We start from the raw sequence: 5,189 nt of genomic DNA on the forward strand, positions 1-5,189 counted from the left end.
GTATTAAATTAAACTTCAAATAAGAATTCTCCTCAGCTCTCCACTGAACCACACTCTCTCACAAATACATGCCTTTTTATTACATAATCCCCATTAAGCCGGTTTATCGATAAATTAAGATTTAACACCGGCTTATTCTTTTAGTTAACCATTCTTAATAATAATCTAAGTTTGATTATTCATCTAAGCCCAACCTTTCAGCCAAAAACTAGATATCACCAAATTCAGTCCCTCATTTATCAATTTCTTCTATTCTAGAAAAGAAAAACAGCCCTTTAGCCAATAACCTTTTGAAATGAAATTACAAATTGACTATGGCAAGAAAAATTATGCTCATCATCTTGTTTCTAATTCCCTCATTAGTTGAGGGGCAAGATTTTCAAAGCAGACAGAAAGATCGAAGAATGATTCTTTCTTTGGGAACAGGTTTCAGCCGATATCTAGGAGACTTAGAACCTAAGCTCTCCTTTAAAGAAACGCACCTTAACCTAAATTCAGGGCTACAATACCGATTATTTCCCCATTTCTTATTAAGAGGGGAGATTGTTCATTACAGCATTTCAGGAAATGATAATAACGCTCCCCAAGAAAGTGGTCGCCAAGAGCGCAATCTTTCCTTTCGTTCAAGAAACTGGGAGGTGAACTTTAGTGTGCTAATTACTTTATTTCCAGTTAATCATCGGTTTTATTTAAGAAAACCTATAAATCCTTACTTTTTTACAGGAATTGGAGGAACTCATTTTAATCCAAAAGCCAATTATCAAGATAAATGGCATACATTACAGCCTTTAGAAACTGAAGGAATCAAGTACAATCGAACAACTACGGTAATCCCAATAGGGGCAGGCTTAAAAATAAAAGTTCATCCTTATCTTAACATTTCCTCAGAAATAGGTTATCGTTATGTTTATACAGACTATCTTGATGATGTTAGCAGCACCTACCCTGGTGTTGAATATTTTCAAGAAAATCAACTAGCAGGAGCTTTATCGGACCGAGGACCCGAATTAAACCTTAGTCCCGCCCCGAAAGGAAAAGTAAGAGGAAATTCCATAACCGAAAATAACTCTTTCTTTTCAAATTATAAGGATAGTTATTTGTTATTCCAGGTCAAAATTGAATACTTTATACCGGCTGGCTTCAAATGGAAAAAAGACTTTAATCGCAAGGCACAAGGAACAAAAAAGAGGCTAACCTATTAGCCTCTTTTCCCTAAAAATCATTAAGTCCTACGTGCTTTCTTTTATACCACAAAATAGTTAGACCAAATATTTTCTATACCAATCGATAGATTCATTCAATCCCTCCTGAAAAGAATGAGTAGGCTGATATCCTAATAGTTCCTTTGCTTTTTCGATGCTAGCCAGGGAATGTTTAACATCTGCCTTTCTTTCAGGGCCATAATTTACATGAATATTTTTAACAGACTCATCAAACAGCCCTAAGTATTCTTTAATAGCTTCAACTAACTCGTTCAAGCTGGTATTTTCTCCACAGGCTACGTTATAAACTGTATTTATTGCTTCCTTTGACTCTGTCAACGCTGCCAGTTGATTTGCCTGAATTACATTCTCCACGTATGTAAAATCTCTAGAATGGGTTCCGTCTCCATTCACTGTAGGTGATTTTCCTTCTAAAAAGGAACGAACAAATTTGGGAATTACCGCGGCATATGCTCCATTAGGATCTTGTCGACGACCAAACACATTAAAATATCGCAGACCAATGGTTTCCAGTCCATATAATTCTGAAAAATTTCTGGCATAAAGCTCATTCACATATTTTGTAATAGCATAAGGCGACAAAGGTTTACCAATTTTATCTTCAATTTTGGGGAGTCCTGGATGATCTCCATAAGTTGAAGAGCTTGCAGCATAAACAAAACGTTTTACTCCTTCTTCCTTCGCAGCAAGAAGCATATTCAAAAATCCAGAAACATTAACCTCGTTTGAGGTAATGGGATCATTTATGGAGCGAGGAACAGAACCTAAAGCAGCCTGATGCAAAATATAACTAACACCTCTAACAGCCAATTTACAATCCTCAAGGTTGCGAATATCTCCTTTTTGTAAAATGAAATTGGGGTGCTCTAAAAAGTCTTTTATATTTTCTTCTTTACCAGTAGAAAAATTATCCAGACAAACTACAGTATTATCCTGAGATAGGAGTCTTTCAATCAGATTTGAGCCAATAAAGCCTGCTCCACCCGTCACTAAAACTTTTGATTCAACTATTTTTCTTTTTGACATTTCACAACCTATAAGCGTGCATCAACAATTTCCAAATCTAAAGCCCCTTTCACATCGTAAATAACTGTCCCATCTTTTCGGATAGCCTTCCAATCAAGAGATTTAAATTCATCATGGTTTACTGCCATTACTATCCCGTCATATCGGTTTATTGGCTTCTCTAGGAGTTCAAAACCATATTCCTCCTTTACTTCCTCCCTATTTGCTAAAGGGTCCCATACTTCTACCTCAAGACCAAAGCTCTCCAATTCCCGAATTACATCAATGACCCGGGAATTCCGGATATCAGGGCAGTTTTCTTTAAAAGTAATTCCCAAAACCAGGATTTTTCTCCCTTTGATAACACTTCCATTCCTCGCCAAAAGCTTTACTACTTTATTGGCAACAAATATGCCCATATCATCATTTATTCTTCTTCCCGAAAGGATCACCTGAGGATGATAACCCAGACTTTCCGCCTTATGGGTTAAATAATAAGGGTCTACCCCAATACAATGGCCACCAACTAGGCCGGGCCGAAAAGGCAAGAAATTCCATTTGGTTCCTGCAGCCTCCAAAACCTCTTTCGTATCAATATTCATTCTGTCGAAAATCAAGGCCAATTCATTAACAAAAGCGATGTTAAGATCACGCTGTGAGTTTTCAATTACCTTTGCAGCCTCTGCCACTTTTATGGAGGAAGCTTTGTGGGTACCCGCTTTAATTATACTTGCATATAGCTGATCTATTTCCTCGGCAACTTCCGGTGTACTTCCACTGGTCACTTTTTTTATTGAAGGCAACCTATGGGTTTTATCACCAGGATTGATCCGTTCAGGGGAATAACCACAATAAAAACCTTCATTTAATAACAATCCACTTATTTTTTCCAAGATGGGTACACAGTCTTCTTCAGTACAACCTGGATAAACCGTAGATTCGTAGATTACAATATTGCCCTTTTTTAATACCCCACCTATCATTTCGCTGGCCTTTAAAAGAGGTGTTAAATCGGGTTTTTTATAAGTATCAATAGGGGTCGGAACAGTAACTATGTATATATCTGCCTTTCGGATTTCCTCCACCTTAGAAGTGAAAATAATTTTTTTAGATGAACGGAGCTCATCTGGTTCCACTTCTTCGGTGCGATCAACTCCCTTGATCAACTCTTCCACTCTTTGGGAATTGATATCGAAACCAATTGTAGAATACTTCTTCCCAAATTCAATTGCAAGAGGGAGGCCTACATAACCCAGTCCCACAACGGCTATTGTCTTCATACTATTTCAGAATATAAAAAGTTCTTTTGCTTTTCTTTTGATTGACCATTTAATCGGGATTCCATTCGGTTAACCTGCATACCTTTTACCCATTTCCCATGTTTCCTTTAACATTTTTAAAAAACCTTCCATCTGATTTAAAGGAATCATATTGGGTCCATCGCTCAATGCCTTGGACGGATCTGGATGTGTCTCAATAAAAAATCCATCTACTCCAGCTGCAGCTGCAGCTCTGGCCAAAAACGGGGCAAATTCTCGTTGACCACTAGAAGAACCTCCAGCCCCTCCAGGTTGTTGGACACTATGGGTAACATCAAAAATCACAGGTGAAAATTGTCTCATTACAGGCAATGCCCGCATATCCACCACCAGGTTATGATAGCCAAAAGTTGCTCCTCTTTCTGTCAGACAAACATTCGAATTTCCCGTATTTTGGATCTTCTTTACAGCGTATTGCATATCCTCAGGGGCCATAAATTGTCCTCTTTTTATATTCACAGCCTTACCACTTTCTCCTGCTGCCAACAAAAGATCTGTCTGCCGACACAAAAATGCAGGAATTTGCAATACATCAACTACCTCAGCAACTTTAGCTACCTGATGTGATTCATGTACATCGGTAATAACTGGTAAATTTAGCTTTTCCCGAATTTCATTTAAAATTTCAAGGCCTACCTCCATTCCACCTCCTCTATAAGAGCTGGAAGAAGTCCGGTTGGCCTTGTCATAAGAAGCCTTAAAAACATAATCGATCTCTAACGCATCGCATATATCCTTTAAGCGGGAACCAGTTTCATAGCAAATTTCGAAACTCTCAGCAGCACAAGGGCCTGCAATCAACACCAAACGATCACTACCAATCGTAATATTCTGATTCAGTTTTACAGTATTTGAATATCTTTCCATCTAATTTTATTAATTCAAAAGTACAATGGTTTTTTTCAAAAAAAACCAACTCAAGTCCGGCTGAAGTAACCCTTGACGATATTTTCAAGAAGCCCTTTTGAAGCCAGGACCAAATCTGCTACCTCCCGGACAACACCACTTCCCCCGGCACTGTAACAAATTAAATCTGCATATTTCTGCACATAAAGTTTAGCATCGGATGGACAAACTCCTAATCCACTTTCAACTATTACTTGCAAATCAATGATATCATCCCCGATATAAGAAATATCATGATTATTTAACGAAAATTCAGCTTTAATCTTTTCATAAACTGCAAGCTTATCTTTTACGCCATGAAAATGAAAGTTTAACTTTAGCTCTTCACATCGTCTTTTTACTACAGCAGATTTACGTCCAGTAATGGCCCCCACCAAAATACCTTGTTCTTTTAGGTGGCTAATAATTTGACCATCCTTGACATTGAATTTTTTGAATTCATTTCCTACATTATCATAAATAATTCCACCATCAGTAAGAACTCCATCTACATCAAAGATAATTGCCTTAATTTTCCTGGCCTTTTGAATCTGATCCTTACTGTACCGTACTAAAACTTCTTCCATATCACAAAAATATATTCAAAGATAGGTAACCATAATTTAATTCCTAATGAAATTGGGCGGCTAAATCAGTAAATTTAATCACTATTGAAAAAATTTAAATGGACTGCTCTTTCCCATACTTCTGTAATAAAAAAGGAAAAAATTAGGATCAAAATCACTTCTATTGAAAA

General features: G+C 37.2%; 5 protein-coding genes. 1 reads left to right on the forward strand and 4 read right to left on the reverse strand.

Annotation, left to right across the window (positions count from 1 at the left end):
• Positions 1–314 precede the first annotated feature (314 nt).
• Entirely contained in the window at positions 315–1,202 is an 888-nt protein-coding gene (locus E1171_RS07710) for a DUF6089 family protein (protein WP_155205435.1), read from the forward strand.
• A 57-nt stretch (positions 1,203–1,259) separates the two neighbouring features.
• On the opposite strand, the gene E1171_RS07715 is transcribed toward E1171_RS07710, so the two are convergent.
• The 4 genes from E1171_RS07715 to E1171_RS07730 form a co-directional block, all read right to left on the reverse strand.
• Positions 1,260–2,249, reverse strand: a complete 990-nt coding sequence (locus tag E1171_RS07715; RefSeq protein ID WP_155205436.1) for an SDR family oxidoreductase — start codon at positions 2,247–2,249, stop codon at positions 1,260–1,262.
• An 8-nt stretch (positions 2,250–2,257) separates the two neighbouring features.
• Positions 2,258–3,508, reverse strand: coding sequence for a nucleotide sugar dehydrogenase (locus tag E1171_RS07720; protein WP_155205437.1), 1,251 nt, complete (start codon positions 3,506–3,508; stop codon positions 2,258–2,260).
• A 69-nt stretch (positions 3,509–3,577) separates the two neighbouring features.
• Positions 3,578–4,414 (reverse strand): 3-deoxy-8-phosphooctulonate synthase, encoded by an 837-nt coding sequence (gene kdsA / locus E1171_RS07725; protein ID WP_155205438.1) that lies wholly within the window; start codon positions 4,412–4,414, stop codon positions 3,578–3,580.
• Between the two features lie 50 nt (positions 4,415–4,464).
• Positions 4,465–5,019, reverse strand: coding sequence for a KdsC family phosphatase (locus tag E1171_RS07730; RefSeq protein WP_155205439.1), 555 nt, complete (start codon positions 5,017–5,019; stop codon positions 4,465–4,467).
• Positions 5,020–5,189 lie beyond the last annotated feature (170 nt).

This window comes from Xanthovirga aplysinae (genome assembly GCF_009711365.1).
Taxonomy (GTDB): Bacteria; Bacteroidota; Bacteroidia; order Cytophagales; family Cyclobacteriaceae; genus Xanthovirga; species Xanthovirga aplysinae.